Origin of the sequence: Thermomonospora cellulosilytica, from assembly GCF_014138835.1 — a bacterium.
Classification (GTDB): domain Bacteria; phylum Actinomycetota; class Actinomycetes; order Streptosporangiales; family Streptosporangiaceae; genus Thermomonospora; species Thermomonospora amylolytica.
Genome location: NZ_JACJII010000001.1, coordinates 2,672,798 through 2,695,205, shown reverse-complemented (window position 1 = coordinate 2,695,205; position 22,408 = coordinate 2,672,798). Strand labels below are relative to the sequence as shown.

39 protein-coding genes are annotated in these 22,408 nt (G+C 73.2%); 34 read left to right on the top strand and 5 right to left on the bottom strand.

Features of this window, described 5'->3' with window-relative positions; genetic code table 11:
• The first annotated feature begins 10 nt into the window (after positions 1–10).
• Positions 11–247, top strand: a complete 237-nt coding sequence (locus HNR21_RS12910; RefSeq protein WP_376766585.1) for an exodeoxyribonuclease VII small subunit — start codon at positions 11–13, stop codon at positions 245–247.
• Here HNR21_RS12910 and HNR21_RS12905 read toward each other — a convergent pair.
• Positions 244–939, bottom strand: a complete 696-nt coding sequence (locus tag HNR21_RS12905; protein ID WP_312881006.1) for a DUF4245 domain-containing protein — start codon at positions 937–939, stop codon at positions 244–246. The two genes, HNR21_RS12910 and HNR21_RS12905, sit on opposite strands and share 4 nt — an antisense overlap.
• 20 nt (positions 940–959) lie before the next feature.
• Entirely contained in the window at positions 960–1,667 is a 708-nt protein-coding gene (locus HNR21_RS12900) for a TetR/AcrR family transcriptional regulator (RefSeq protein WP_182705395.1), read from the bottom strand.
• A 221-nt stretch (positions 1,668–1,888) separates the two neighbouring features.
• Between HNR21_RS12900 and glpX the strand changes: the two genes are divergently transcribed.
• A complete protein-coding gene (gene glpX, locus HNR21_RS12895; RefSeq protein WP_182705394.1) occupies positions 1,889–2,941 on the top strand; it encodes a class II fructose-bisphosphatase in 1,053 nt (350 codons plus the stop codon).
• Between the two features lie 9 nt (positions 2,942–2,950).
• Here the strand turns inward: glpX and HNR21_RS12890 are convergent, their stop codons facing one another.
• Positions 2,951–3,565: a DUF1707 SHOCT-like domain-containing protein gene (locus HNR21_RS12890; protein ID WP_182705393.1), complete on the bottom strand. Its 615-nt coding sequence runs from the start codon at positions 3,563–3,565 to the stop codon at positions 2,951–2,953.
• A gap of 74 nt (positions 3,566–3,639) precedes the next feature.
• Between HNR21_RS12890 and HNR21_RS12885 the strand changes: the two genes are divergently transcribed.
• Positions 3,640–4,347: an MFS transporter gene (locus HNR21_RS12885; RefSeq protein ID WP_182705392.1), complete on the top strand. Its 708-nt coding sequence runs from the start codon at positions 3,640–3,642 to the stop codon at positions 4,345–4,347.
• Between the two features lie 126 nt (positions 4,348–4,473).
• The gene (locus HNR21_RS12880; protein ID WP_182705391.1) at positions 4,474–5,397 is read left to right on the top strand and encodes a tyrosine-type recombinase/integrase; all 924 of its coding nucleotides are present in this window, start codon (positions 4,474–4,476) and stop codon (positions 5,395–5,397) included.
• A 58-nt stretch (positions 5,398–5,455) separates the two neighbouring features.
• Here the strand turns inward: HNR21_RS12880 and HNR21_RS12875 are convergent, their stop codons facing one another.
• A complete protein-coding gene (locus tag HNR21_RS12875) occupies positions 5,456–6,001 on the bottom strand; it encodes a hypothetical protein (RefSeq protein WP_182705390.1) in 546 nt (181 codons plus the stop codon).
• Between the two features lie 356 nt (positions 6,002–6,357).
• Complete coding sequence (locus HNR21_RS12870) at positions 6,358–6,978, bottom strand: helix-turn-helix domain-containing protein (RefSeq protein WP_182705389.1); 621 nt, start codon at positions 6,976–6,978, stop codon at positions 6,358–6,360.
• 156 nt (positions 6,979–7,134) lie between these two features.
• Between HNR21_RS12870 and HNR21_RS12865 the strand changes: the two genes are divergently transcribed.
• The 30 genes from HNR21_RS12865 to HNR21_RS12720 all read left to right on the top strand — a co-directional run bounded on the left by HNR21_RS12865 (position 7,135) and on the right by HNR21_RS12720 (position 22,397).
• On the top strand, positions 7,135–7,332 hold the full coding sequence (locus HNR21_RS12865; RefSeq protein ID WP_182705388.1) for a helix-turn-helix domain-containing protein: 198 nt from the start codon (positions 7,135–7,137) through the stop codon (positions 7,330–7,332).
• Between the two features lie 151 nt (positions 7,333–7,483).
• The gene (locus HNR21_RS36345) at positions 7,484–8,281 is read left to right on the top strand and encodes a phage antirepressor KilAC domain-containing protein (RefSeq protein ID WP_182705387.1); all 798 of its coding nucleotides are present in this window, start codon (positions 7,484–7,486) and stop codon (positions 8,279–8,281) included.
• The gene (locus tag HNR21_RS12855) at positions 8,278–8,541 is read left to right on the top strand and encodes a hypothetical protein (protein WP_220500138.1); all 264 of its coding nucleotides are present in this window, start codon (positions 8,278–8,280) and stop codon (positions 8,539–8,541) included. The genes HNR21_RS36345 and HNR21_RS12855 overlap by 4 nt, the downstream gene beginning before the upstream one ends.
• On the top strand, positions 8,538–8,711 hold the full coding sequence (locus tag HNR21_RS12850) for a hypothetical protein (protein WP_182705386.1): 174 nt from the start codon (positions 8,538–8,540) through the stop codon (positions 8,709–8,711). Before HNR21_RS12855 ends, HNR21_RS12850 begins: the two co-directional genes overlap by 4 nt.
• 82 nt (positions 8,712–8,793) lie before the next feature.
• The gene (locus HNR21_RS35205) at positions 8,794–9,261 is read left to right on the top strand and encodes a hypothetical protein (RefSeq protein ID WP_246442127.1); all 468 of its coding nucleotides are present in this window, start codon (positions 8,794–8,796) and stop codon (positions 9,259–9,261) included.
• A complete protein-coding gene (locus tag HNR21_RS12840) occupies positions 9,258–9,710 on the top strand; it encodes a hypothetical protein (protein ID WP_182705385.1) in 453 nt (150 codons plus the stop codon). Before HNR21_RS35205 ends, HNR21_RS12840 begins: the two co-directional genes overlap by 4 nt.
• Positions 9,707–10,186: a hypothetical protein gene (locus HNR21_RS12835; protein WP_182705384.1), complete on the top strand. Its 480-nt coding sequence runs from the start codon at positions 9,707–9,709 to the stop codon at positions 10,184–10,186. Before HNR21_RS12840 ends, HNR21_RS12835 begins: the two co-directional genes overlap by 4 nt.
• Positions 10,186–10,443: a hypothetical protein gene (locus tag HNR21_RS12830; protein ID WP_182705383.1), complete on the top strand. Its 258-nt coding sequence runs from the start codon at positions 10,186–10,188 to the stop codon at positions 10,441–10,443. Before HNR21_RS12835 ends, HNR21_RS12830 begins: the two co-directional genes overlap by 1 nt.
• On the top strand, positions 10,440–11,024 hold the full coding sequence (locus HNR21_RS12825) for a hypothetical protein (RefSeq protein WP_182705382.1): 585 nt from the start codon (positions 10,440–10,442) through the stop codon (positions 11,022–11,024). The genes HNR21_RS12830 and HNR21_RS12825 overlap by 4 nt, the downstream gene beginning before the upstream one ends.
• Positions 11,021–11,524 (top strand): hypothetical protein, encoded by a 504-nt coding sequence (locus tag HNR21_RS12820; protein WP_182705381.1) that lies wholly within the window; start codon positions 11,021–11,023, stop codon positions 11,522–11,524. The genes HNR21_RS12825 and HNR21_RS12820 overlap by 4 nt, the downstream gene beginning before the upstream one ends.
• Positions 11,521–11,973, top strand: a complete 453-nt coding sequence (locus tag HNR21_RS12815) for a hypothetical protein (protein ID WP_182705380.1) — start codon at positions 11,521–11,523, stop codon at positions 11,971–11,973. Before HNR21_RS12820 ends, HNR21_RS12815 begins: the two co-directional genes overlap by 4 nt.
• On the top strand, positions 11,970–12,404 hold the full coding sequence (locus HNR21_RS12810; RefSeq protein ID WP_182705379.1) for an HNH endonuclease: 435 nt from the start codon (positions 11,970–11,972) through the stop codon (positions 12,402–12,404). Before HNR21_RS12815 ends, HNR21_RS12810 begins: the two co-directional genes overlap by 4 nt.
• A gap of 14 nt (positions 12,405–12,418) precedes the next feature.
• Positions 12,419–12,799 (top strand): helix-turn-helix domain-containing protein, encoded by a 381-nt coding sequence (locus HNR21_RS12805; RefSeq protein ID WP_182705378.1) that lies wholly within the window; start codon positions 12,419–12,421, stop codon positions 12,797–12,799.
• On the top strand, positions 12,796–13,479 hold the full coding sequence (locus HNR21_RS12800) for a hypothetical protein (RefSeq protein ID WP_182705377.1): 684 nt from the start codon (positions 12,796–12,798) through the stop codon (positions 13,477–13,479). Before HNR21_RS12805 ends, HNR21_RS12800 begins: the two co-directional genes overlap by 4 nt.
• A complete protein-coding gene (locus HNR21_RS12795) occupies positions 13,476–13,886 on the top strand; it encodes a hypothetical protein (protein ID WP_182705376.1) in 411 nt (136 codons plus the stop codon). Before HNR21_RS12800 ends, HNR21_RS12795 begins: the two co-directional genes overlap by 4 nt.
• Positions 13,883–14,524: a hypothetical protein gene (locus tag HNR21_RS12790; RefSeq protein ID WP_182705375.1), complete on the top strand. Its 642-nt coding sequence runs from the start codon at positions 13,883–13,885 to the stop codon at positions 14,522–14,524. Before HNR21_RS12795 ends, HNR21_RS12790 begins: the two co-directional genes overlap by 4 nt.
• Positions 14,521–14,715 (top strand): hypothetical protein, encoded by a 195-nt coding sequence (locus tag HNR21_RS12785; protein ID WP_182705374.1) that lies wholly within the window; start codon positions 14,521–14,523, stop codon positions 14,713–14,715. The genes HNR21_RS12790 and HNR21_RS12785 overlap by 4 nt, the downstream gene beginning before the upstream one ends.
• A gap of 52 nt (positions 14,716–14,767) precedes the next feature.
• The gene (locus HNR21_RS12780; RefSeq protein WP_182705373.1) at positions 14,768–15,166 is read left to right on the top strand and encodes a hypothetical protein; all 399 of its coding nucleotides are present in this window, start codon (positions 14,768–14,770) and stop codon (positions 15,164–15,166) included.
• Positions 15,163–15,624: a DUF6248 family natural product biosynthesis protein gene (locus HNR21_RS12775; RefSeq protein WP_182705372.1), complete on the top strand. Its 462-nt coding sequence runs from the start codon at positions 15,163–15,165 to the stop codon at positions 15,622–15,624. The genes HNR21_RS12780 and HNR21_RS12775 overlap by 4 nt, the downstream gene beginning before the upstream one ends.
• Positions 15,621–16,109, top strand: coding sequence for a hypothetical protein (locus HNR21_RS12770; protein WP_182705371.1), 489 nt, complete (start codon positions 15,621–15,623; stop codon positions 16,107–16,109). Before HNR21_RS12775 ends, HNR21_RS12770 begins: the two co-directional genes overlap by 4 nt.
• Positions 16,106–16,600: a hypothetical protein gene (locus HNR21_RS12765; protein WP_182705370.1), complete on the top strand. Its 495-nt coding sequence runs from the start codon at positions 16,106–16,108 to the stop codon at positions 16,598–16,600. Before HNR21_RS12770 ends, HNR21_RS12765 begins: the two co-directional genes overlap by 4 nt.
• Positions 16,588–17,010 (top strand): type 2 periplasmic-binding domain-containing protein, encoded by a 423-nt coding sequence (locus tag HNR21_RS12760; protein WP_182705369.1) that lies wholly within the window; start codon positions 16,588–16,590, stop codon positions 17,008–17,010. Before HNR21_RS12765 ends, HNR21_RS12760 begins: the two co-directional genes overlap by 13 nt.
• Positions 17,007–17,930 (top strand): LvrA C-terminal domain-related protein, encoded by a 924-nt coding sequence (locus HNR21_RS12755; protein WP_182705368.1) that lies wholly within the window; start codon positions 17,007–17,009, stop codon positions 17,928–17,930. Before HNR21_RS12760 ends, HNR21_RS12755 begins: the two co-directional genes overlap by 4 nt.
• The gene (locus tag HNR21_RS35970; protein ID WP_182705367.1) at positions 17,927–18,748 is read left to right on the top strand and encodes an ATP-binding protein; all 822 of its coding nucleotides are present in this window, start codon (positions 17,927–17,929) and stop codon (positions 18,746–18,748) included. The genes HNR21_RS12755 and HNR21_RS35970 overlap by 4 nt, the downstream gene beginning before the upstream one ends.
• Positions 18,745–18,966 carry a helix-turn-helix transcriptional regulator gene (locus HNR21_RS12745; protein WP_182705366.1) on the top strand — a complete coding sequence of 74 codons (222 nt, stop codon included), beginning with the start codon at positions 18,745–18,747 and terminating at the stop codon, positions 18,964–18,966. Before HNR21_RS35970 ends, HNR21_RS12745 begins: the two co-directional genes overlap by 4 nt.
• Positions 18,963–19,226 (top strand): hypothetical protein, encoded by a 264-nt coding sequence (locus HNR21_RS12740; RefSeq protein WP_182705365.1) that lies wholly within the window; start codon positions 18,963–18,965, stop codon positions 19,224–19,226. Before HNR21_RS12745 ends, HNR21_RS12740 begins: the two co-directional genes overlap by 4 nt.
• Complete coding sequence (locus HNR21_RS12735) at positions 19,223–19,489, top strand: hypothetical protein (protein WP_182705364.1); 267 nt, start codon at positions 19,223–19,225, stop codon at positions 19,487–19,489. Before HNR21_RS12740 ends, HNR21_RS12735 begins: the two co-directional genes overlap by 4 nt.
• A complete protein-coding gene (locus tag HNR21_RS12730) occupies positions 19,486–20,286 on the top strand; it encodes a hypothetical protein (protein WP_182705363.1) in 801 nt (266 codons plus the stop codon). The genes HNR21_RS12735 and HNR21_RS12730 overlap by 4 nt, the downstream gene beginning before the upstream one ends.
• A gap of 375 nt (positions 20,287–20,661) precedes the next feature.
• Entirely contained in the window at positions 20,662–21,081 is a 420-nt protein-coding gene (locus tag HNR21_RS12725) for a TnsD family Tn7-like transposition protein (protein WP_182705362.1), read from the top strand.
• Entirely contained in the window at positions 21,078–22,397 is a 1,320-nt protein-coding gene (locus HNR21_RS12720) for a PBSX family phage terminase large subunit (protein WP_182705361.1), read from the top strand. Before HNR21_RS12725 ends, HNR21_RS12720 begins: the two co-directional genes overlap by 4 nt.
• Positions 22,398–22,408 lie beyond the last annotated feature (11 nt).

The window sequence follows — 22,408 nt, the reverse complement described above, 5'->3', positions numbered from 1 at the left end:
GCTGAACGGCGTGACGGACGCACCGAGGCCCTCGTACGAGCAGGCCCGCGACGAACTCGCCGAGGTCGTTCGGCGGCTGGAGGCGGGCGGGCTCACCCTGGAGGAGTCGCTGAACCTCTGGGAACGCGGCGAGAAGCTGGCGGAGATCTGCGAGGAGTGGCTGGAGGGCGCCCGCGCCCGCCTGGCCGCCGCGATGGCCGAGCCGCGGCCGGACGGGGCGGACGGCCCCGGCGCCGCGCCGTTCTAGCCGCCCGCGGTCGGGCTCGCGGTCGCGCCGGGCGTGGCGGGCGTGGCGCTCGGGGAGGCGTTGCGGGGCTGCGGCCGAAGCGAGGCGGCCAGCACGCCCAGTTCCTCGTAGGAGGCGGTGCCGGTGACGACCAGGGTGACGTCGGGCAGGGTGCGCACCAGCGAGCGCTGGTCCTTGTCCTTGCGGTAGTAGCGCTGCCAGGTCTGCCCGGCGACCTGCTGCACGCCGACCGGCTCGCGCGAGTTGGTCATCCGCCACAGGTACTCGCTCACCGGGCGTTCGTCGCTCTGCTCCAGCGCCGCGTACTCGTCGGACGGGGTGACCATGCCCAGGTGCCAGGCGACCGGCTTGTCGGCCTCGCCCAGCCCGGTGAGCCGCGAGCTGGTGGCCCGCCACATCACCGGCAGGTTCTCCGGCGCGTACGGGGTGTACGGGGCTTCGTTGCGCAGCGTGAGCAGGTGGCCGCCGTAGTCGGCGGTCGGCAGGGTCTCGGTCTCGTCCTTCGGGGTGAGCAGCACCACCACGCCGGCCATCAGCAGGCAGGCCAGCATCGCCAGGGTGTAGCCGCCCAGCCCGGTGGTCAGCCGCTTGTAGACCCCGGGCGTCACCTCGTACGGGCCCTCGGCGGCGGGGGCCTGCGCGGGGGCGGCGGGCGGCGGCGCTTCGTCGGTGCGGGAGGTCTGGTCGGTCACCCTGCCAGGATCGCGCACGGTCAGGACTGCTCCGCACGGGGGCTGCGGATCGTGGCGATGATGGCCATGATGTCGGCGGCCATCCTGCGGGCGGCGGCCTCGTCCTCGTTCAGTGAGATCTCCGTCACGGCCGCCGCCATCGCGCCGGTGAGCACGGTGACCAGCGGCTCGTCCACCTCGCCGGTGGGGGCGTGGAACAGCGCGGCGTTGCGGCGGGCCCACTTGCGCAGCCGCTTGTTCATCACCCGGTCGAAGCCGGGCGGGCCGTCGCCCTGGATGAACAGCCGGGAGATCCGCCGGTCGGCCAGGCAGCCGTCCAGGTAGGCGGTGGCGCCCGCGATGAACAGCTGCATCGGGTCGGTGACCCCGGCGGCCCGCGCCGAGTGGACGGCCTCGCGGGTGCGCTCCTGCTGCCGGTTCTGGAACTCCTCCCACAGCGTCAGGTACAGGTCGGCCTTGCCGCTGAAGTGGTGGTAGAGGCTGCCGACGCTGGCTCCCGCACGGGCCACGATGTCGGTGACCGCGGCCTGGGCGAACCCGGACTCGGCGAACACGTCCCGCGCCGCGGCCAGCAGGGCGCTGCGGGTGGCCGCGCCCCGGTCCGACACCCGGGCCGGCGCCTCGCCCCTGCCCCTGGCCTGCGGCGAGGGGGACCGGGGGGCGGTGCTCGCCGGGGACGCGCCGTCCGTGGCGGCCTCGCCGGACGGCGCATGGATGTCGCTGTTCATGAGTGCAGAGATTACGCCCTAGGCGGGGGCGCCCACGATTCCTTCCGGCGGCCGGTCGCCCGATCGCGGCCCTCCGTCCGGGCGGGCGCAGGGGAGAACGCCCCCGGCCGGGGTAGGAAACCGGGTCACCCGCACCGGTTCGCTGGTCTGGTCCAATTTGTGGCCCGGGCCGCGGGAAACGGACAATGACCGCCACTGCCGACCGAAAGGGCTGTATCGCGATGTCTGCCATCTCCGCTGGGTCCGATGTCACGTCCGTCGCCTCTCCGCTCGCCACGGAGCCGGCGGCCCCCGACCGCAACCTGGCCATGGAGTTGGTCCGCGTGACCGAGGCCGCGGCGATGGCGGCGGCCCGCTGGGTCGGCCGGGGCGACAAGAACGGCGCCGACGGGGCCGCGGTGAACGCCATGCGCCAGTTGATCAACACGGTGTCGATGCGCGGCACGGTGGTGATCGGCGAGGGCGAGAAGGACAACGCGCCGATGCTCTACAACGGCGAGGAGGTCGGGGACGGCAACGGCGCCGAGTGCGACGTGGCGGTGGACCCGATCGACGGGACCCGGCTGACCGCGATGGGCATGCCGAACGCGATCGCGGTGATCGCGGTGGCGGCGCGCGGCTCGATGTACGACCCGTCCGCGGTGTTCTACATGGAGAAGCTGGTCACCGGGCCGGAGGCGGCCGACGTGGTGGACATCGAGCGCCCGGTCGCCGACAACCTGCGGGCGGTGGCCAGGGCCAAGGGCTCCTCGGTGGAGGACGTCACCGTGGTGATCCTGGACCGGCCGCGGCACGAGGGCATCGTCAAGGAGGTCCGCGAGGCGGGCGCGCGGATCAAGTTCATCACCGACGGCGACGTGGCCGGCGCGATCATGGCGGCCCGCGAGGGCACCGGCGTGGACCTGCTGCTGGGCATCGGCGGCACCCCGGAGGGCATCATCGCGGCCTGCGCGGTCAAGGCGATGGGCGGGGTGATCCAGGGCCGGCTGTGGCCGCGCGACGACGCCGAGCGCGGCAAGGCGGTCGCCGCCGGGCACGACCTGGACCGGGTGCTGACCACCGACGACCTGGTGACCTCCGACGACGTGTTCTTCGCCGCCACCGGGATCACCGACGGCGAGCTGGTGGACGGGGTGCGGTACCGCAAGGGCCGGGCGATCACCAGCTCGCTGGTGATGCGGGCGCGCAGCGGCACCATCCGCCGGGTGGAGAGCGAGCACCAGCTGGCCAAGCTGCGCGCCTACAGCGCGATCAACTTCGACCAGGCGGTCTGAGCGGCCCGGTCAGCGGTCCTTGCGGAGGCGTCCGCGCATCCTGTCGCGCAGCGTGCGCTTGGGGGCGCGGGCGCGCACCGACCCGAACAGCATCCGCCCGCCGACCTCGACGACGGGCCCCTCGCCGGCGGGTCGTACGCGCACGTCGCGGGTGCTGAGGATGGTGCGGCCGGTGACGTTCACGGCGACGCCGTCGGGGACCAGCAGCCGGACCCGCCCGCACAGCACCAGCGCGTCCAGCACGACATGGCGGCGCTGCAGCACGGCCTCGCGCAGGTCGAGCTCGACGGTGCCGAACAGCGCCAGCAGCGGCAGCTTCACCGGCATCACCCAGCGGCCCTCGCGGCGCAGCGTGCCGAACGTGACCTGCAGCGGGCGGTCGTCGACCAGGATCGGCTGCGCCTCGGGCGGGCCGAGGTCGGTGGTGAGGCCGGTCAGCTCGCCCAGGGTGCGCGCCCGGTAGGCGCGTTCGGTGCGTTCGGCGTGCTCGTCCATGGTGAGCCGCCCGTCGGCCAGGGCCTCGCCGAGCACCGCGGCCACGCGTTCGCGGTCGGCGTCGGAGGCGCGCAGGTCGTGCACGCGCGTCACCGGCCGGGCCGGTGTCTGGCTCTTGGGGAGGTCCACGTCTAGACGATAACCGGCCGGGGCCCTACGCTGACGTGAATCTTCTTCACGTTGACCCTGGCCGGGGGGCGCCCATGACCGTTCGGGACCGTCAGGCGCGGCTGTCGGCGTACGCGGCGTTCGCCGTCCAGGGGCTGTGCTTCGCCGCGCTGGTGACCCGGGTGCCGCGGGTGCAGGACGCGCACGGCATGAGCGACGGGGCGCTGGCGCTGGTGCTGCTGCTCGTTCCGCTGGTCGCGGGGGCGGGCAGCGTGGCGGCGGGGGCGCTGTTCGCCCGCCACGGCAGCGCGCCGGTGCTGCGGGTCGCGCAGCCGGGAGTGTGCGTCGCGGTGGTCCTGTTCGGCCTGACCGGCGGCGGGACGCCCGTCCTGTACGCGGCGGTGGTGCTGTTCGGGCTGTGCGTGGGCGCGGTGGACGCGGCGATGAACGCGCAGGCAGTGGCGGTCGAGCGCCGGTACGGCATCAGCCTGCTCACCGGCTTCTACGCGGTGTGGAGCGTGGCCGGGATCTGCGGCGGGCTGTGGGTGGCGCTGGCCAACCGGCTGGATCTGTCGCTGCCGGTGGGCTTCGCCGTCCCGGCCGTGGTGGGCGCGGCGGTCTCGCTGGCCACCGGTCCCCGGCTGGTCCGCAAGGCCGAGGAGGGCACCGGGCCGTCCGCCGAGGAGATGAGGGCGGCGGCCGTGCGGGTGCCGTGGCGTCCGGTGCTGGTGGTCGGCGCGGCGATGGGCGTGTTCTACCTGGCCGACGCCGCCGTCTCCAACTACAGCGCGAAGTATTTCTAGTCTGCTGGGGGCTCATCCCGTATCGTTTGGGGTCATTACGCTGGCGAAACTACCGCATGTGCGCGGGGCTGGCCAGTGTATGCCGTTCGTACCGAAGATACTGTCAAGTTCATTCGGAGTCCCCCCATGTCGACCCCCTCACAGCCTCCCGTCGCCGCCGACCTGCTCGACCTGCTCGCCTCCTGGGAGCGGGAGCTGCGGATCGCCAAGCTGTCCCCGGCCACCCTGCGCACCTACGGCCGGTCCGTGCGGGAGTTCGCCGCCCACCTGGCCGCCCTGGACGACCCGCCGGCCACGGTCGAGGACATCACCCGCGAGCACGTCCAGGACTGGATCGGCGGCATGGTCGCCGCCGGGCGCAAGGGGTGGACGGTCAACACCCGGTTCGCGAACCTGCGGACGTTCTTCTACTGGCTGGTCGATGAGGGCGAGATGCCCGCGAACCCGATGGAGAGGATGCGGCAGCCGAAGGTCGAGCAGGAGCCGGTGGACGTGCTCACCGAGGACGAGGTGCGGGCGATGCTGGCCGCGTGCGGGGGCGACTTCACCGGCCGCCGCGACGAGGCACTGATCCGCGCCTACGCCGACGGGGGGATGCGCTGGAGCGAGTGCGCCAACCTGAAGATGAGCGACGTGGACATGGACCAGCAGGTGTTCTGGGTGCTGGGCAAGGGCGGCAAGACGCGGGCGGTGCCGTTCGGGGAGCGCACCGCCCGGGCGCTGGACCGCTACCTGCGGGCCAGGCGGAGGCACCCGAAGGCGGCCGGGACGGACCGGCTGTGGGTGGGCCGGCTCGGGGGGTTGTCGGCGCATGGGGTGCGGTGGGCGCTGGAGGAGCGCGCCCGCAAGGCGGGGGTAGAGAATTTCCATCCGCACCGGTTGCGGCACACCGCCGCGCACCAGCTCCGCAAGGCGGGGATGAACGACCAGGACATGAAGCGGATCTTCGGGTGGCGGTCGGGGAAGATGCTGGAGCGGTACGGGGAGTCGGTGGCCGATGAGCGGGCGCGGGAGGCGCACCGCCGGCTGTCGTTCGGGGACCGGCTGTAGAGACGGGTGGCTGCCCGTGCGCGAGCGGGGACGCGCACGGGCGGCCAGGACGGGGCGGTCAGGACAGGTGGTGGCCGCCCACCGCGCGGAGTCCCTGGCGGGCGATGACCTCCTGGACGGCGGCGGCCTGCGCGGATGAGGCTTCGGCCATCTTCCGCAGCCGCTCCCGCATGTGCTCATCGATACCGTCGATGCGGTCTTCCACGCGCTGCTCCGCGGCCGTCAGGGCGGCGGTGAGGTCGTTCAGGCCGGTCAGGATCTCCCGCTGGAGGGCGGCGAGGTTGGCCATGACCTCCCGGTGCCGTGCGGCGTCCTCGGCGCGGAATCCGCCGACCTGTTCGAGGATCCGGCCGCGCATGCGGGCGGCGGCGGCGTGGCCGTCGTAGTTGGCGCCCGCGACGGCGAGCATGGCCGTCACACCGAACGACGTCAATCCCGGGTTGAAGATCCACACGGCGGTGTGCTCTCCGTGTCCGAGGTGGACGAGGACGCCCGTGATGATGAGAACCGTGCCGATCAGGGCGGTGATGGCGGCGGCGACGTAGCAGGTGCGGGCACGCATGCGCATGACGTCGGCGTGGGTGTAGTGCATGGTCTGGGCCATGGTGGGGAACCTCCCTGATTCCTGAAATTCCGGGGGGGGGGGGGGGCTCCTCGTTGAGTCCTTTGCGGGAGGGGTCGCAGAGCGGGCGGGCTCATCAAGGGCATTCAGTTGTGATCACATCCAGTGGGGGGAGCGGGCGGTTAATGCTGCTCACAGGAGCCCGGTGGGTCAAGTCGCAATTCCCAGCGTTCCGGACATGGCGGCGGCCACCGAGTGCGATCAGCACTGGTGGTCGTGGCGTTGAAGTTTCAAGGAATGGTCAAGTTCCCTGGTAGCGCTACACGCTGTGACGAGTTTCGGGCATGACCGCAATCCGGGAGGTTTCCGACTAAGGGCAGGTTATGGTGGCGGCCGGGTCAGCCCGCCTCCTCCATGTAGGCCTCCAGCAGCCGGCGCGCGGTCCTCAGCCGGTCGGGGTCCTGTTCACGCAGTTCGTCCAGCATCGACTGCACCGCCCGCCAGTCCTCCAGCGCCTTGTCCACCGCATCGCCTCCCTCGGCAGGCTGTTCACGGTTCGGCAGGGGAGTCGGATCGCCCCCTTCGATGATCGCTTCGACGCTTCCGGGTCGCCACCTCAGCCGGTGCTCGATGCGGCGCTTGTCGCCGCGTCCCAGGTCCTCAACGCCGTACGGGCCGGTGATGTCCCGCACGCCGTCCATCAGCTCTGACCACGTCAAGCCAAGCTCCGACGCTCTGGCCCGCATGTGATCGACCAGCAATTCGCGGGCTGTCGGATGGTCGGCCGGGATGATGCCGGCGAGCCGGAGGGCCCGCTCGGGATCGATCTCCAGATGCGCAGCGACCCGGGCCACGGTTGACGCCTGAGGCGGTCGTGGCTGGGTCTTCCAGTTGTCGATGGTGCCCCTGCTGATTCCGAGTCGGCGCGCTAGCTGGATCTTCGTCCAGCCTCGGCGTATCCGGATCTCTTCGACGTGGTCGTACAGCGGTTTGGCGGGGGCGGCGGGGTGCTCACTCATGCTCACAGATGTAGCACCGTGCCGAGAGCAGTAGTCAGCTTGCCACGCTCAGAGCTGTCTACTGGTGCACAGACATGTGTCATTGCGTCTACAGTTGCCGAGAGACGTTCAGAGCTATACGCTGAACTCTGAACAGCACTGAACAACGGAGAGCACATGTCCTACCTCACGAGAGCCGAGGTGGCGGCCACGCTCCGGGTTCACGAACGGACCGTCGACCGGTACGTCCGGCAGGGCCTTCTGAAGGCCATCAAGGCGCCCGGTCCCAACGGATCCGTGCGGATCAGCGAGGAATCGCTGAAGGAGTACCTGGAGTCGCAGACCGTTCAGCCTTCGGCGAAGGCGGCCTCTTGACCCCCGCACCCCGGCGCCAGCCGGACATCACCTGCCCCTACCCGGACTGCGGCCGGTCGAACGATCCGTCACGCGGCTCCAAGAACTGCTGGTACTGCTCCCGCCCCTTGGACGGCAGCGCTGGCTCGACACCCCGAGAGGAGGGTTCGAGGTGACCGGTCTTCAGGTCTTCGGCAACGGCGAGTTCGAACTGCGGATCACGCCGTCCGGCGACTCGTTCACCGTCGAAGCCCCGGGGCTGGCCCGCGCGCTCGGCTTCAGGGACGCGAACACCCTCGTTCAGTCCATCCCCAACGAGGAGAAGGGGTACGGGCTGGCCCGTACCCCCGGCGGTGACCAGTGCGTCTGGACGCTGACCGAGCCCGGGTTCTACCGGGCGATCGGCCAGCGGCAGGCCGCCCGGGTCAAGGATGAGCGGATTCGCGAGCAGGTCACCCGGTTTCAGAACTGGGTGTACCGGGAGGTGCTGCCGGCGATCCGGCGGACCGGCTCCTACTCGGTGGCCGACGCCTACCAGATCCCCCGCACCCTCCCCGAAGCGCTCCGCGCCTACGCCGCCGAGGTCGAAGCCCACGAGGCCACGCAGGCCGCGCTCGCCGAGGCCGCCCCGAAGGCCGACGCCTGGGACGCCCTCGCCGAGGCGCACGGCGACTACTCCCTGCGGGAGGCGGCGCAGATCCTCAACCGCGACCCGCTGATCTCCACCGGGCAGAACCGCCTCGCCCGCTACCTGCGGGACATCGGCTGGGCCGACCGCACCGGGCAGCCCTACCAGGCCCAGGTGGACGCGGGCCGGCTGGTGCGCCGCACCACCTCCTACGAGCACCCGCGCACCGGGGAGCGGGAGGCCACCTGCCAGACCCGCATCACCGTCAAGGGGCTGAAGGAGCTGCGTCAGCGGCTGGCCGGGCAGCGGCAGCTCACGGTGATCGACGGGGGTGCCGCATGACCCCCGAGCAGCGTTCCCTGCGCGCCCGCATCGCCGTCAACACGAGCTGGGCCAACACCCGCGACCGCGCGGCCCGCACCGCGAACGGTACCGCCGCCTCCCCGGCGTCCTTGTCGTACTGGGAGAAGCGAGTGGACCCGGACGGGGTGATGGACGAGCGGACCCGCGCGCTGGCCGCCGAGAACGCCCGCAAGGCCCACTACCAGCGGATGGCGCTGAAGTCCGTCCAGGCCCGCGCCGAGAAGCGGAGGACCGCATGAGCCCCGACCTGCTGGCCGCGCTCATCGTCGCCGCCCTCGCCGCCGTGGCGGTCCCCGCCGCCGTACTGGCCAGCCTGGCGGTCGACCGCCGCCGGGTGCGGGCGGAGACCGCCGAGATTGCCGCCACCGGCTGGGAGATCCGCCGGCGGCTGCCATACCGGCCCTACTGACCAGCGTGCCCCCGCCTACGGACCCAACCCGCGGCGGGGGCCAACCCCCTCATCCACAACCCATGAAGAAAGGACGAAGGGCATGACCATGATGCCCGATGCGGCGTCCCCGCCGCTGACCGTGCAGCAGACCCGCGAGGAGCTGACGCGCCTCGCCCGGCTGGCCCGGCGCCTGCCGAACAGCGACGCCGCCCGGCTGGCGTACGAGCTGTCGGCGATCCGGACGCTGGGCGGCCGCCGCCGCTACCTGGCGTCCGAGGTGAACGCCCTGCTGCGCGGCGACACCGGCCAGCAGCCCGAGACGCCCTCGACGGACCGCGACGACCTGACCGGCCACACCATCACCGTCGAGACGGTGACGGACGCGATCCGCGCCCGCGCGATGATGCCGGTCGCCAGCGTCGGGAAGCTGGCGGTGCTGGAGCGCACCGACGGCCGGCTCGGCAAGGTCTGCGCGGTCGTCGAGGCGACCGACGGGCGGTACACGGCGGACGTGGCCCGGTCGCTGGCCGCCGCCTACGGCGCGACGTTCGTCGAGGTGGCCCGATGAGCGCCCGCTACACCCCCGGCGAGTACGTCGACATCGCGGTCAGGAACGCCCGCGTCGTGCGGGTCGGCCAGGACGACATCGGACGCTCGTTCCTGGAGGTCGCGCACGGTGAGCTGAACACGCTGACCAGCGTGGAGCTGGACGACGTGTTCGTGACCATCACCCGCGCGGCCCCCGCCGAGTGGCCGCCGCGGCCGGGCGACCTGTGGCGAGACCGCGAGGGCCGCTTGCACTTCGCTTCGGCCTACGCCCCGGACTACGACAACGCCGAGGACTGCCGCGGCATCAACGACGAGGGCTGGCGGGTGGTGCTGCTGTCGCAGCACTCCGACGACTCGTGCAACCCCGGCAGCCAGATGCACCGCCCGGAGTACGTCAACCAGCGGTACGGCCCGCTGACCCTCGTGCACCGCGAGCCCGCCGCCCAGGACGGCGGTGAGGCCCGGTGACCGCCCACGACTCGTGCCCGCCGTGGTGCCGGTACCAGCACCGCAAGCACACCCGTGCCCACTTCTCCGACCAGCTCGGCAACAACCGCGCATCGGTGCGGATCTACCAGCTCCCCGGCCGCGACCCGCACATCAACATCTCCCCCGGCGAGTTCGCCGCGTTCATCGACTTCGGCGTCTGCCAGGTGTCCCGCCGCCAGGCGCTGGCGCTGCTGGCGGCGGTGGAGGCGGACCCGGCCGGCCTGGCCGCCGCGCTGCGCCGGGCGGTCGCGCTCGTCGAGGACCACCGCCCGGTCACGCGGTTCGAGGCCGCGCCGGGCGCGGAGGAGCCGGACGCGGTGCACACGGTGTGCGCGTCGCGGGTGCATCCGGACCCGGAGCCGTGGCCGTGCCGGGACGCGGTGGACGCCGGCCTGGCCCCGGCGCCGGAGCCCGCGGTGTTCGTGCCGGACCCGACCGCGGAAGCGCCGTTTTGATGGCCGCCCGCATCCTGTTCGCCCTGGCCCGCGCCGCCCGGCGCGCGGCCGGGGCCGCCCGGCGGGAGACCGCCCACCTGATCGAGGTGATCCGGGACCGCGAGTACGTCGGGCCCCGGCTGTGCGCCCGCTGCGAGTCCTACACCACTCACGCCTCCCGGGGCGCCGTCGCCGAGTGGCGCCGGTCGGGGGTCATGCCCTGCCGGTGCGGCTACGGCGCCCTGACGCCCGTGTTCGACGAGGAGCCCACCCGATGAGCCGATTCAACCCCGAGGACACCGGATACATCGACGTCGCCTCCCGGCTGGTCGAGTTCCGCACCAAGCACCCCGAAGGCTCGTTGCAGCCCGCCAACCCCGACCAGCCGTACCGGCTGGAGCGGTTCGGCGAGCAGGCGTTCGTCGTCTACGTCGCCGCCGCCTACCGCACCCCCGACGACCCGCGTCCCGGCATCGGCGTCGCCTGGGAGCCGTTCCCCGGCCGCACCCCCTACACCCGCAACTCGGAGCTGATGAACGCCGAGACGTCGGCGTGGGGGCGGGCGATCCTCGCCGCGCTGGCGGCCGACTCCAAGAAGGGCATCGCGTCGGCCGAGGAGGTCCGCAACCGGCAGGCCGAACGGGAGCCACAGCCGGCTGCCGAGCCGGTCACCGACCACGAGTGGCTGGCGGACATCGAGAAGCGCATCCGGGAGGCGGCCACCCTCGCCGAGCTGGACGCCCTCGCCAGGGAGATCCAGCTTGCGCGGCAGAACGGCCGATGCGAGCAGGTCCACTTCGAGCACCTGCGGGTGGTCGGCGGGCAGCGCCGCACCGAACTGCAAGGAGACGCCGCGTGAGCATGCACGAGGACGCGGCCCGGCTGGCCGTCCTGCGGGAGCTGGCCGCGCGCATCAGGACGGCGCGGGACGCCGCCGCCGAGGGCATCCGGGACGGGTGGGAGCCGGGCGACCGGGCGACGGCGAAGCTCCCGGACGGCACGCCGGTCGGGTCGGTCACCCTCGCGAAGGGCCGGGCGAAGGCCGACGTGACCGACGAGGCCGCCTTCCTCGAATGGGTCGCCCGCACCCACCCCGAAGAGCTGGAGACGGTCACCGTCACCCGCGTGGACCCCGAGTTCCGGGAGCGGCTGATCTCGGCCGCCCGGCAGCTCGGGGCCGCGGTGGACCCGGCGACCGGCGAGGAGGTGCCCGGCGTCACCGTGACGGTCGGGGAGCCGTACCCGCAGGTGCGGCTGGACCCGGCCGCCGGTGAGGCCATCGCGAAGGCGTGGCGGTCCGGCGGGCTGGCCGAGCTGGTCGGCGGGCTGCTGGAGCTGGAGAGCGGGGCCGAGTCGTGAGGGACCCGCTGCCGAAGAACCAGCGCCGCGCCATGGACCTCGCCGGGGCCGCCCTGACCGCCGCCCGCGAGGACGAATGGAAGCGCGCCGGGCGGATGCTCCAGCGGATCAACGACGAGTGCGGCCCGGACGGGATGCAGCGGGCCATGCTCGCCTTCTGCGACACCGCCCTGACCCGCTCGGAGATCACCCCCGGGGGACCGGTCCGGATCGCCTTCAAGGCCCTGGACGGTGACGGGCGGATCACCGGGGCCGACGAGGTGCCGCGCCCGGAGATCGTGTGGGCGGGCCGGATGTTGGGTGCCCGCGCCGCCGACGACCGGGCCACCTGGGACGCGCTGATCGACGCGCTGCCGGACGACCCGCGAGAGGTCGGGCGGCACGTCGGCGCCGTGCTGGAGGTGGTCGTGATGACCATCCGCCTCGCCGAGCAGGGCGGTGCGTCGTGAAGCGCGGCCGTCCCCTCCGCCGCCGCACCCCACTGCGGCAGGTCTCCCCGCGCCGGGCCTCCCGGGGGCGCTCGGCGCGGTCGGGGACCGGCCCGACCCTGACCGTCCGCCTGCTGGTGCTCCAGCGCGACGGGTGGGCGTGCGTGCTGTGCGGCGGCCGGGACGACCTGCAACTCCACCACCGCAAGCCGCGTCGCATGGGCGGCCGGGCGGACGGCTCCCCGATCAACTCGCCGGCGAACCTCGTGACGCTGTGCGCCGACGACCACGCATGGGCCGAGTCCCGGCGGGCCGAAGCGCTGGACATGGGGCTGCTGCTGCACGAGGCCGACGACCCCGAGCAGGTGCCGGTGCTCACCACCCGGCGTGGCCCCATCTACCTCGACGACGTGGGCGGGTGGCGGTCGGCCACCGGGGACGGTGCGCAATGAGCCCAAGGACCGGCATGAACACCGCCGACGCCTTCGCGCAGCGCGCATGGAAGCGCCGGGTGGAACTCGGCCTCAGCCAGACCGAGCTGGCCCGCCGCATGGCGGACCGGGGTTTCCCCTGGCATCAAGTGACGGTCTCCCGCACCGAGTCCGGCGAGCGTCCCATCCGCCTCGACGAGGCCGCAGCGCTTGCCGGCATCCTCGGGCTACCGGTCGTCTTCATCGACGCCGATCAGCCCACCGAAGGGCTTGCGGCCGACCTCGCCGAAGCCACTCGCACCATCGCCGCACTGAGACAGCGCGTCGCCGACCTGGAGCGCCAGCTCGGCAAGGCGAACGCCCGCGTCTCGCACCTGGAGGGCGTGATCGCTCAGGTGAAGGCGGCGGTCCGATGAACACCCGCCACGAGCGCACGCTGCGGGAGCTGTTGCAGCTCGCCGCCAACACCATCTGCCCGGCCCCCGATGGGCTGGAGCGGATCCGCGCGGGCATCGCCGCCCGCGCCACGAACGAGGCCGCCGCCGGGAGTGAGGCCCCGGCGGCGGCAACGGCCGACAACACCAAGGAGGCATCGGCCATGACCACCGTACAGAAACACCCCCTGGAGCTGGAGCCCGGCGACCGGGTGGTGAACCCGTATGACGACCGCGAGGTCATCGTCACCGCCCCGCCGGTCCGCTGCGAGGACCGGGTCAGCATCGACTACCGCATCCCCTCCAGGGTCACCCCGAGCGGCGTCGGCCGGATGGCCGTGGACATCCACCGGCCCCTGGAGGTCCACACCACCCCCGAGCAGGACCAGCGGACCGCCGCCGTGGTGCTGGCCGACCTGCTGTCCCGGGGCCTGCCTGCCCTGTCGTGGACGCTGCTGCGGACCTCCCCTGACGCCCTGAACGGGTCGGCGGGCGGGCTGCGCACCGCCGACGAGGTGGCCGCCGTGGTGGCGGACTGGGCCGACGCCCTCGGCGTGGAACCGCAGCGGAGCACGTCGCCGTACGAGGGCGACGGCGTCATGCACACCGCGTCCGCCGTCGTCCAGGGCATCCGCGTGACGGTGACGGGGGTGGCCCGGTGAGCCCCGCCGCCGAGCTGCGCGCCGCCGCCCGCACCCTGCGCGCCTTGGCCGCCGACGCCACCCGCGGCCCTTGGTCGACACTGCCCGGCGCCGCAAACGTCTGGCACTTCCTGTCCTCAGACTCGGACGCCGGCGGCGATGCCGCTCCGGTCCTAGTGGTGCCCGGCGTCGGCGTGCGTCTCGGCAACGCCGCGTGGATCGCCCGGATACACCCGGGCCTGGCCGAGCCGCTGGCCGACTGGCTGGAAGCCGAGGCGAAGAAGGTCGAGGCCGGCACCTACACCGACCTCGGCGGCCCCTTCCACGCCGCCTGCCACGGCCGGTTCGACGAGGACTGCTCCTGCTTCGACGAAGTCCTGGCCGTCGCCCGCGTGATCAACGGCACCGAGGAGGAGACCTCCGCATGATCGACATCGCTACGGACCTGCGGGAGCAGGCCGCCCGCTATGAGGCCAGCGCCCGCGCCACCCTCGAAGCCGCGCCCGCTCCCCTGCCGGACCTGGAGGAGGTCCGCGCCAAGCTCCTCGCCGACCTGGCCGACGTGGACCGTCGCATCGCCGCCCGCCGGGACGCCGAGCGGCGGCACGCCCACCTGATGGACGTCGCGCAGAAGCTCAACGCGCTGGCCGCCGAGACCGGCTTCACCCCGCCGGGCGGGACGCCGGTGGTCGCCTCGGTGGTGTGGGACGACCTGTCCGTCCCCGAGGTGTGGGGGCTGGTGTGCGCCGAGCCCGCGCCGATCGGCCAGGCCAGCGTCCCCACCCGCATCGGGCCGATCTGCGGGATGCCGATCGAGGAGGAGCCGTGCCCGCATCACGGCACCCGGTCGCCCGCCGGCAACGACGGCGTCCGCCGCCTGTCGGAGCTGACCGAGCCCGCGCCCCTCGGGGAGGCCGTCGCCGGCCAGGCCGTCACCGCCACCCGACCGCAGGAGGTGCCCCCGCCGCCGGTCGGCGGTCGGTTTCCAGCGGCTGAGGACGTGGTGGACGGGCCCGGGGAGACGGGTCCGCAGGGCGGCGTGAACGAGGAGGGGCAGCAGCCGTGACCCGCAAGATCCGCATCTCGGTGGAGATCTACGACCACCACCTCGGCGACGACTACGAAGACCTCCCGGACGGCTGGGACGACTGGACACAGGCCAAGCAGGAGGAATACCTCGTCAACCTCGTCAAGGACTACCTGGCCAACGCCGCGGGTGCTGGCGCATCCGTCGTGGAGGTGCCGGGCGATGAGTGACGACGCCCGCCGGACCCCCGGGGCCCAGCGACCCGGGGCCACCCGGCCAGACATGGACACCCTGCGCGCGGACATCGAGCAGGCGATCCGCAAGATCCCGTTCTTGAGTCTCACTCCCCGCCGGGCCGCCGACGCCGCCATGGCCAAGGTGTGGCCCGCCCTGGACGCCTTGGCCGCCGAGCGGGATCGGGCACGCGACCAGCGGGACGCCCGCGCCGAGCAGGTCCGCCGCGCCCGCGCCCACCACCGGGTGCACCGCTGCACGCCGGACTGCCCGTGCGGCGGCGAGGGCGACGGCCGGGTCTGCGACCACTGCGACATGCCGTGGCCGTGCCCGACCTACGAGGCGCTGTCGCGGGACGGCTGGCAGGACGCCCTCGATCTCGTCACGGCGCATCGTGAAGCCCTCGTCGCACTGAAGGAGGCGCGGGCCGAGCGGGAGACCCCGTGACCGGCCCGCGCCGCGTGGTGGACGTGCCGCTGCCCGACGAGATCACACTGCCGCCGGCCGTCGGCCCCACCCCCGAACAGGCGGCGTGGATCCGCGAGCACGTGTGGACGAAGGCAATGCGCAAGAGCTACCGGGAGACGCCGGAGGCGTACCACGCCTGCGCATGCCAGTACGGGATGACGACCTGGTGCAACATCGGCCAGCACGACCGCTGCCACCGCGCCACTCCGCAACCCGACTGGGAAACCATCATCTGCGGTCCGGACGGCATGCACCCGCTGCACTTCGCCGGGTACTACCGGCACCCCGTCCGGGCCAGCGCCACCGGCCCGCATCCCAGCGCCCTGCCGTTGGTGTGGCTGGCGGACCGGGTGTGCCGGTGGGTGTGCCCGTGCGCCTGCCACGCCACCCCAGCCGCGCCCGTCCAGCTCGACCTGTTCGCGGAGGTGACCGCGTGACCGCCCTCCAGCCGTGCGGCACCCACGCCGCCTACATGCGGCACCTGCGCCGCGGCGAGAAGCCATGCGACGCCTGCCGCGCAGCCCGCCGCGCCTACAACACCCGGCACGCCCGCAAGGCCCGCGCCCGGCTGCCCGTCGCCGACTGCGCCTCCTGCCGCCGGCGGCGGCCGATCCTCCGCTACGGCTGGTGCGAGTCGTGCTGCACCCGCTGGTACCGCGCTGGCAGTCCAGAAGGCGGCCCGCCGCCGCTGGGCGATCCGTACGAGAAGTCGCTGAAGGCCCGCGCCGAGATGGGCCCGCTGGCCTACCGGCAGGCCCAAAGGCTCGACGAGGCCGTCAAGGCGGGCGGCTGGCACGCCGACCCCCGCCCGCAGACCGCCGCCCGCGCCCGCGACGTGGTCCGCGACCGCGCCCCGGCCGCCTGGGTGGACGACCTGCTGGACGCCCTCGGCCTGGCCCATCTGCTGGAGCGTGCCGCGTGACCGCCCCCGACCGGCTGCGCGCCCTCGTCGCCGAGTGGGACGAGCTGCGCGCCGACCTGACCGCCCACGCCGACCTGCTGGAGGCCGCCGCCCTGCCGGCCGCGCTGGTGGTGCGCGGCCGGGTGCGGATGTTGGACGACTGCGTGCGCGACCTGCGCGCCGTCGTGGACCTGATGGAGGCGACCATGACCACCCCCGACGAGCCGTCCCGGCCGGTGGAGTCCGGCCGGGACGCGGCCCCCACCTCCCCCGCCATACGCTGGTCCGGCTGGACCCTCGCCTGGACGGCGTGGATCGCGTTCTTCCTGGTGGTGGAGGCTGCGGCGCTGTTCCGCAAGGCCCCCGGCGACACGTTCTCCGAGCACTGGTGGTCGCTGTTCCGGGTGCGCGCCCGGGTGCCGGTGCCGGTGCGTGTCGCGCTGCTGGCCGTCCAGGTCGGGTTCGGGATCTGGCTGGTCGGCCACCTGGCGTTCGGGTGGTGGACGCTGTGACCGCCGACCAGCCCGGCCCGGAGCAGGACGCGCGGGAGGAACTGGCGGAGTTCCACGCCGGCTACACCGCCCCCTGGCTGGCATGGGCCGTCTACCAGCGTGATCCGGCCCTGGTCGCCGAACTCCTCGAACCCCTGGACGTCCAGAGCCTCCGCGCCCTGGCCGTGGTGCTCGCCTCCCAGATCCCCCGGCCGCGGACCCGCCCCGACGACGGGGTGGTGGACGAGATCGCCGTGCGGCGGGCCGCGGACGGGGACGTGGGGCCGTTGACGCGGGCGGAGCGGGCGGCGGCGGTGCGGCTGATGCACCGGCGCGGCGCCTCCTGGACCGAGATCGAGACCACGTTGCGCGTGTCCGGCGCCACGATCTCCCGGCTCGTGGGTCTGAAGACGGAGAGGAAAGCCGGTTGAGCGACGGAACGTACCGCGGCCGGTGGATCGATGAGGTGTTCCGCACCCGTTCCGTGTCCGCCGAGGTCCAGGTGTTCCTGTTGTGGCTGGCGCACTACTACATGTCGCCGGCCGGGGTGGTGTCCGAACGCCGTGAGGATCTGGCGGCGGCGTTCGGCTGCCACCCGCGGAAGGTCAGCGAGAAGTTCCGTGCGGCGATCGACGCCGGTCTGCTGGAGCGGGCGGTGCGGGGGCAGAAGGGCCGGAACGCCGAGTATCGGGGCATCGTTCAGGGTGCCGACACCCGGCACCCTGACAGCCCCGTTCAGGGTGCCGACACCCGGCACCCTGAGTCCGTTCAGGGTGCCGGTTTTTATCACCCTGAAGACCCGGGACAGGGTGCCGACACCCGGCACCCTGAGTCCGTTCAGGGTGCCGACACCCGGCCTCCTGAAGGCGTTCAGGGTGCCGACACCCGGCACCCTGCTATAGGGGACCTTCCACCTCAGCCCGAGAACAACATCAACCACCGTCAGAACATCGGCTCCGCCGACGGTGGCCGGATCGTGCCTCTCTTCGGAGAGACGACCACCCCGGGAACACACACACCGCCCGCACGCGCGGGCGACGAAGACCCGGCGTTCACCGCGTTCTGGAAGACGTACCCGCGGCGCGTCGGCAAGGGCGCCGCCCGCAAGGCGTGGGCGAAGGCGATCAAGGCCGGCGCCGACCCGGACCAGATCATCCTCGGCGCCCGCCGGTACGCCACCGACCCCCGCCGCTCGGCCGCGGACATCCGGTACACCGCGCACCCGGCCACCTGGCTCAACGCCGAGCGGTGGACCGACGAGCCCGCACCCACCCCGCCCGCTCCGCCCCGCCCGACCAACCAGCACTTCGAGCAGGCCGCCGCCGATTCACTCGCAGAGGTGTTCCAGTGACCGACCCGACCCCCCTGGCCGACGCCGTCCGCGCCCTGGACCTCGGCAGCCCGCTGGCCGCCGCCCTGGCGCGGGTGGCCGACGAAACCCCCGAGCAGCGCGCCGCCGCCTACCTCGCCGACCATCGCGAGGCCCTGGCGGAGCAGGCGACCGCCCGCGCCCGGTACCGCCGCGCCCGCTACGAGGACGCCCGCCCGCCCGAGTACGCCCACGCCGACCTGACCCGGCTGCACCCCCAACAGGACCCCGGCGGGCGCGGCACCGGATGGCTCCGCAGCAATGCGAAGAACGCCCTCCTCATGGGGCCCAGCGGGCACGGCAAAACCCACCTGGCCTACGCGATCGCCAACGCCGCCGTCCAGGCTGGCCTGTGGGTCGAGGCTTGGAGCGTGCTGGAGCTGGTGCAGACGCTCGCACCCCTGCCTCGGCACGCCCGCGACGACGAGGTCCGCTCCCGCCGCCAGGAGAACACCCTGGACTGGGCCAAAACCTGCGACCTGCTCATCCTGGACGACCTGGGAGCCGAGGAGGCGACCGGGTACGCCGCCGACCGCTGGCGGGCGCAGCTCCTGGACATCCTCACCGCCCGCGACGGCCACCCGCGCCGCCGCACCATCGTCACCGTCAACGGCGGCGCCACCGCCGGCCTGGCCCCGGAGCAGGCCGCGCAGGTCCGCCGGGACGCCGCCGCGATGATCGCCGCCCGCTACTCGGCCCGGGTCGCCACCCGCCTCCAGCGGGGATGCCTGGGCATCTGGGTGGAGGGCGAGTGCCTGCGCAAGGCACAGGTGTGGGACCCCTTCGAGGAGCGGCCGTGACCCCCGTCCCCGGCCCCTACGCCTACCTGGCCGCCCTGCTGGAGACGCAGTTGCCCGCACTGCTCAAAGACGAACGCCGTCGGCGCGGCCTGTCCCAGCGCGCCGCCGCCCACCAGATCGGCGTCTCCTACTCCACCATCTGCCGCATCGAGAACGGCCACGACTGCGCGCTGTCCAACGCCGCCGCCGTCCTGCGCTGGCTGGAGGAACAGCCGTGACCGACCGTGACCCCGACCTGGCCGCCGCCCTCGACGACGCCACCCGCGAGCTGGAACGCCGGTTCGCCGCCGGGGCGGTCGCCGACCCCCGCGCCCAGGCTGAGGCGTTCATGACGTGGCTGACCGGCCGGGGCCTGCACCTCATCCCCCGCCCCGACCTGCCCGGCCGACGCCCCGGCAGCGGTGCCCCGCCCACCCCCGAGTGGCGGCAGGCCAAGGCCGCCCTGACCCGCAGGACCCGACCCGAGGAGGACCGATGAAGCCCGAAGACGTGCCCGCCGAGCTGGTGGACCTGCTCGCCGACACCGTCGGCGTCCTGACCGAACGCGAGGCCCGCAGGGGCCTCGCCGCCGTGCTGCCCGCCCACGAGGCCGCGGTGATCGCCCGCGCCGCCGACGAGATCGCCCAGGGCTTCATCCTCGCCGACGATGACCCGTTCGACCAGGCCAACAATGCCGTCCGCGATGTCGTTCGCCACCTGCGCGTCCGCGCCGACCGCATCGCCCGAGGGGAGACCCGTTGACCGCCGCCACCGCGCTGCTGTGCCCCCACCACGGCGAGGACCGCCGCGCCGCCCCCACCCTCCGCACCTGCTGGGCCTGCCGGGACCGCATGGCCGCCCACCTCGAAGCCCTGCCCGCCCTGTACGGGCGCCTCGGCGACGCCCTCGTCTCCCCCGTCACCGGCGGCGGCGGACCCCGCGTCACCGGCACCTCATCGGCACCCCTGCCGATCAACCCGGCCGTCGCCGACCACCGCGACCAGATCCGCCACGACCTCGTGTGGTGGACGAAGTACGTGGCGGACGCCCGCGCCCTGGCGCTGCCCGACGACCGCATCGGCGAGATCGCCGGCTGGCTCGCCGCGCACGTCGACTGGCTCGCCGCCGACCCCGTCGCATCCGAGGAGCTTCCGCCGGTGCTGCGCGCCCTCGTCGGCCGCGCACACGGCCTCCTGGACCCCTCCCGCCGCCTGCCCACCGGCGAACGCTGCCGCGTCGTCTCCGACGGCGCTGAGCGCTGCGCAGGGGTCATCTCCATGGTCCAGGAGGCCGATGACACCTGGACCGCCCGCTGCTCGGTGTGCGGACCGCAGGAGGCCGCGCCGTACCTGCGGAACCGCACCGCCGGCCGGTGGGTCACCTGGGAGCGCGTCCAGGCCTACGCCCTGCGCCGGCACCGTGTCCGCATCGGGGGCGACACGGTGCGGCAGTGGGCCCGCCGCGGGCACATCACCGCCCGCACCGAGGGCGGGGCCACGTGGTACGACCTCGGCAGCGTCGAGCGCTACCTGAGCCGCCGGGAGAAGATGGCCGGATAGAGACCTGCCGCCGGGCGTCAACGTCACACCGCGGCCTGCACCTCGGGGCGGAACACCTGTCACCAGGCCCACCGTCAACGCGGACCCGGTGGGCGAAGGCCGGAGAGGCCCTGTGACTTCGGGGGCCGAAGACCCGGCCTGCGCCCGGCGGCACCATCCCCGCGCGTCCAGCTTGCACGCAGGTCAGACCTCTGTCACGCTAGGCAACCTAGAGTGGATCATCTCTGCTCACCGCCCCGCCCGCGCGCGGGGTGTCGCGCTGTGGTGGCGCGACGCCGTCTGGGTCGTCATCGGCCTCAGCCTCTACGCGAACTTCATCGGCGAGTTCTCCGCCTACCAGGCAGCACGGGCCGAGGAGGCCGGGGAGGGAAGCTGATGCCCGCCCCCCTTCCCGACGACGTCCGCGCCGCGATCCTCGCCGACATCAAGGCCGGGACCAAGAGCCGCAACCAGATCGCCCGCGACCACGGCGTCTCCCCCAGCACCGTCACCCGCCTCGCGCAGACCGACGGGCTGGACGAGGCGTTCGACCGGTCCCAGACCGAAAAAGCCACCACCGCCCGGGTGGCCGACAGCAAGGCCGGCCGCGTCGACCACACCGCCGACCTGCTCGACCTGTCCCGCGCCGCCCTCGCCCGCCTCCGCGAACGCCTCCCCGACATGTCCGACCGGGACCTGATCACCCTCCTCGGCGTGGCCGCCGACAAGCACATCGCCCTCGGCCGCCTGGACAGCGACGACCAAGGCCTGTCCGCCGTGGACGCCTGGCTCCGCGACATCATCGGCCAACCGTGACCAACACCGTCGCCCCCCTCGTCGGCAAGCAAGCCGAGTCGGTGCGCCTGGCGACCGCCCGCGGGAACCTGTGGGAGGGCGCCGTCCGGTCGTCCAAGACGGTGTGCAGCATCCTCGCGTGGCTGCGGTTCGTCCGCGAAGGACCACCCGGCCCGCTGCTCATGGCCGGCAAGACCGAACGCACCCTCAAGCGGAACATCATCGACCCGATCACCGAGATGGTCGGGTCGCGCCGCTGCAAGTACAAGGCCGGTGCCGGTGAGGTCGAGCTGTTCGGCCGCACGGTGTACCTGGCGGGGGCGAACGACGAACGCGCCGCCGAGAAGATCAAGGGCCTCACCCTCGCCGGCGCCTACGGCGACGAGATCACCACCTGGCCCAAAAGCTTCTTCGCCATGCTGCTCACCCGGTTGAGCATCGAGGGCGCGCAGTGGTTCGGCACCACCAACCCGGCCGCCAAGAACCACTGGCTGATGGCCGACTACCTCAGCCGGGCCCGCCTGCATCTCACCCGCGACGGGCAGGTGCTCACCACCGCCGACCCCGACGCCCTAGACCTGAACCGGTACTCCTTCAAGCTGGAGGACAACCCGACCCTTCCGGCCTCCTACGTCGCCCAGGTCAAGGCCGAGAACGTCGGCCTGTTCTACCGCCGCAACGTGCTCGGCGAATGGGTGATCGCCGAGGGCGCGGTCTACGACATGTGGGACGAGGACCGGCACCTCGTCACCGACCTCCCGCCCATCGACCGGTGGATCAGCGTCGGTGTGGACTACGGCACGGTGAACCCCTTCGCCGCCCTCGCCATCGGCATCGGCGGCCCGATCGGCGACCGCCGCCTGTACGTCGCCGCCGAGTACCGCCACGACTCCCGCACCGCCCGCCGGCAGCTCACCGACGCCGAGTACTCCCAGCGGCTACGGGCGTGGCTCGCCGACGTCCCCAGACCGGGCGAGCAGGGCAGGGCGCGCGGCATCACGCCGGAACGGGTGTACGTCGACCCCTCGGCCGCATCGTTCATGACGCAGCTCTGGCGCGACCAGGTGCCCGGCATCGCCCCCGCCGACAACAGCGTGCTGGACGGCATCCGCACCGTCTCGTCACTGCTGGGTGGCGGCAGGCTCCTGATCCACCGGTCCTGTACGGGGCTGCTCGCCGAGCTGCCCGGCTACTCGTGGGACGACCGCGCCGCCGAGCGCGGCGAGGACAAGCCGCTCAAGGTCGACGACCACTCGTGCGACGCCCTGCGGTACGGCATCCACTCCGCGGCGTGGTTGTGGCGTCCGCTGCTGCCCGCCCTGGCGCTGGCCGCCTGAACCCCCCGGTC

What these genes read in the sequence shown, in the direction of transcription:
- HNR21_RS12900 (WP_182705395.1), bottom strand. Translation starts at nt 1,667, where the DNA reads ATGAACAGCGACATCCATGCGCCGTCCGGCGAGGCCGCCACGGACGGC.
- glpX (WP_182705394.1), top strand. Translation starts at nt 1,889, where the DNA reads ATGTCTGCCATCTCCGCTGGGTCCGATGTCACGTCCGTCGCCTCTCCG.
- HNR21_RS12885 (WP_182705392.1), top strand. Translation starts at nt 3,640, where the DNA reads ATGACCGTTCGGGACCGTCAGGCGCGGCTGTCGGCGTACGCGGCGTTC.
- HNR21_RS12880 (WP_182705391.1), top strand. Translation starts at nt 4,474, where the DNA reads ATGTCGACCCCCTCACAGCCTCCCGTCGCCGCCGACCTGCTCGACCTG.
- HNR21_RS12875 (WP_182705390.1), bottom strand. Translation starts at nt 6,001, where the DNA reads ATGGCCCAGACCATGCACTACACCCACGCCGACGTCATGCGCATGCGT.
- HNR21_RS12870 (WP_182705389.1), bottom strand. Translation starts at nt 6,978, where the DNA reads ATGAGTGAGCACCCCGCCGCCCCCGCCAAACCGCTGTACGACCACGTC.
- HNR21_RS12865 (WP_182705388.1), top strand. Translation starts at nt 7,135, where the DNA reads ATGTCCTACCTCACGAGAGCCGAGGTGGCGGCCACGCTCCGGGTTCAC.
- HNR21_RS12855 (WP_220500138.1), top strand. Translation starts at nt 8,278, where the DNA reads ATGACCCCCGAGCAGCGTTCCCTGCGCGCCCGCATCGCCGTCAACACG.
- HNR21_RS12850 (WP_182705386.1), top strand. Translation starts at nt 8,538, where the DNA reads ATGAGCCCCGACCTGCTGGCCGCGCTCATCGTCGCCGCCCTCGCCGCC.
- HNR21_RS35205 (WP_246442127.1), top strand. Translation starts at nt 8,794, where the DNA reads ATGACCATGATGCCCGATGCGGCGTCCCCGCCGCTGACCGTGCAGCAG.
- HNR21_RS12840 (WP_182705385.1), top strand. Translation starts at nt 9,258, where the DNA reads ATGAGCGCCCGCTACACCCCCGGCGAGTACGTCGACATCGCGGTCAGG.
- HNR21_RS12830 (WP_182705383.1), top strand. Translation starts at nt 10,186, where the DNA reads ATGGCCGCCCGCATCCTGTTCGCCCTGGCCCGCGCCGCCCGGCGCGCG.
- HNR21_RS12825 (WP_182705382.1), top strand. Translation starts at nt 10,440, where the DNA reads ATGAGCCGATTCAACCCCGAGGACACCGGATACATCGACGTCGCCTCC.
- HNR21_RS12805 (WP_182705378.1), top strand. Translation starts at nt 12,419, where the DNA reads ATGAACACCGCCGACGCCTTCGCGCAGCGCGCATGGAAGCGCCGGGTG.
- HNR21_RS12800 (WP_182705377.1), top strand. Translation starts at nt 12,796, where the DNA reads ATGAACACCCGCCACGAGCGCACGCTGCGGGAGCTGTTGCAGCTCGCC.
- HNR21_RS12790 (WP_182705375.1), top strand. Translation starts at nt 13,883, where the DNA reads ATGATCGACATCGCTACGGACCTGCGGGAGCAGGCCGCCCGCTATGAG.
- HNR21_RS12780 (WP_182705373.1), top strand. Translation starts at nt 14,768, where the DNA reads ATGGACACCCTGCGCGCGGACATCGAGCAGGCGATCCGCAAGATCCCG.
- HNR21_RS12735 (WP_182705364.1), top strand. Translation starts at nt 19,223, where the DNA reads ATGAAGCCCGAAGACGTGCCCGCCGAGCTGGTGGACCTGCTCGCCGAC.
- HNR21_RS12725 (WP_182705362.1), top strand. Translation starts at nt 20,662, where the DNA reads ATGCCCGCCCCCCTTCCCGACGACGTCCGCGCCGCGATCCTCGCCGAC.